Origin of the sequence: Vibrio sp. 1-Bac 57 (assembly GCF_037546855.1) — a bacterium.
Classification (GTDB): domain Bacteria; phylum Pseudomonadota; class Gammaproteobacteria; order Enterobacterales; family Psychromonadaceae; genus Psychromonas.
Genome location: NZ_JALAAC010000086.1, coordinates 1 through 1,625, shown reverse-complemented (window position 1 = coordinate 1,625; position 1,625 = coordinate 1). Strand labels below are relative to the sequence as shown.

The window sequence follows — 1,625 nt, the reverse complement described above, 5'->3', positions numbered from 1 at the left end:
CATGTCCTTATATGGGTAGGGGTCGGCGTAGCCGAAAACAAATATTTAAGCGCGTTAGCCGGCATTTGCTTTTTTCTTTTTGATCCCAAACATAGGGTTACCGGCTTAAGGAGTGAGTTGGAGGGCTAATGGAAATAACTTGTGGTAAACGTCTTTTTGTTTTCCCCATGTTATTCCATAATATGACGCAGTCATAAGTCCTCTAACTTGAGCGACTACCCCAAGGTCATTAATTAGACTGTCCCTATTTGAATAAATCCATTTGAATTTCACCTGTGATCATTCCCTCAATTATTTCTGACTGAGTCATGCCTTTGGTTTCCGCCATGAGTTTAAGCTTTGATGCTACGTTCTTATCCAATGTTAGCTGAACAGACTTTTTATCTGTTTGGTTAATTCTTTTTCTACGTGCTGAAATGGCATTATTTAAACGTTTTAAACCGACTTCATTAAGCATTTTTCTGACGTGTGTTACATCCTCAAACATAGAGCCATATCGATCCATTTTAAATGCATGTTCAACCCCTTTAAAATCAATCCATACGCCACTTGAATCCCCTTTTTTAAATTGCGTTTTAAACCATTCAGATTGGTATTCAAAAAACTGCTCATCATCAATAATTTTCATTTGTTATCTCCTTGTGTATGACTCAGTCATTATAGCATAAAACCTTAATATGACTAAGTCATACAACTCTTTCTTGCATATTTTTTTAACAGGGTTAAGATTGAATGGGTTTCTTTTTACAAAGTAAAAAGCCAGCAGACACAGAGGGGGCGCTTCGCACCTATCCCTCTTTGCTGGTTGGGGGAGCCCCCAAACCCCTAAATGACTAACCCTTATTAAGAATATGACACTTATGACTAAGTCAGAAAAGAGAGAAAAGAAAATATCTATCCGCGTTTCTGATACGGAAAAAGACGATCTTCTTGCCCGTTGTGGGAGATCTGAATTAGCCGTTTGGATGCGCGAAACTTGCCTCGCTGAAAAGCCAAAAAGAAAACCTAATTATCCCACTATAGACCCCCAGCTTTTGTACCAATTATCTGGTATTGGCAACAACATCAATCAGATTGCTCGACACTTAAATTCAAAAGATTTTAATCCCATTGATAAAGTGAAAGTGATCTCGATTCTTCAATCGATGGCAGAAAATATTGAGCTTATAAAAGAGCAGAATAGGATCGAGCATGATCATTAAATTTTTTAATCGTGGTATCGGTAGTGGTAATGGCCCAGTTGATTATCTTTTAGGAAAAGACCGTAAAAGAGAGGGCGCGACACTGGATCAAGGTGATTGTGACTCCGTCATAAATTTAATTAATTCATGCAAGTTTAAGCAGAAGTATAAAAGTGGGAGCCTTTCTTTTGGAGAGCGTGATCTTTCAAAAGCCAACAAAGATAGAATCATGGCTGAATTTGAAAAGGTATTACTCCCTGGTCTTGATAAAAATCAGTATTCCATTCTATGGGTAGAGCACAAAGATAAGGATCGTTTAGAGCTTAATTTTGTTGTGCCTTGTGTCGAGCTAACGACAGGAAAAAGGTTGCAGCCATACTATCATCCTATTGATTGTAAGCGCCTTGATGTCTGGAAAAGATGTATTAATACCATGTTACATTT

General features: G+C 37.8%; 3 protein-coding genes. 2 read left to right on the top strand and 1 reads right to left on the bottom strand.

All coding sequences use genetic code 11. The features are described 5' to 3' along the window. Window positions 1-244: 244 nt before the first annotated feature. On the bottom strand, window positions 245-628 hold the full coding sequence (locus tag MT391_RS20600) for a ribbon-helix-helix domain-containing protein (RefSeq protein WP_499499958.1): 384 nt from the start codon (window positions 626-628) through the stop codon (window positions 245-247). Window positions 629-860: 232 nt separating this feature from the next. On the opposite strand from MT391_RS20600, the gene MT391_RS20595 reads away from it, so the two are divergent. Together MT391_RS20595 and MT391_RS20590 are read left to right on the top strand one after the other, a co-directional pair. After that, window positions 861-1,202, top strand: a complete 342-nt coding sequence (locus tag MT391_RS20595; RefSeq protein WP_499499956.1) for a MobC family plasmid mobilization relaxosome protein — start codon at window positions 861-863, stop codon at window positions 1,200-1,202. Beyond that, on the top strand, window positions 1,192-1,625 hold a 434-nt coding region (locus MT391_RS20590; protein WP_499499955.1), incomplete at its 3' end, for a relaxase/mobilization nuclease domain-containing protein. The genes MT391_RS20595 and MT391_RS20590, both read left to right, overlap by 11 nt.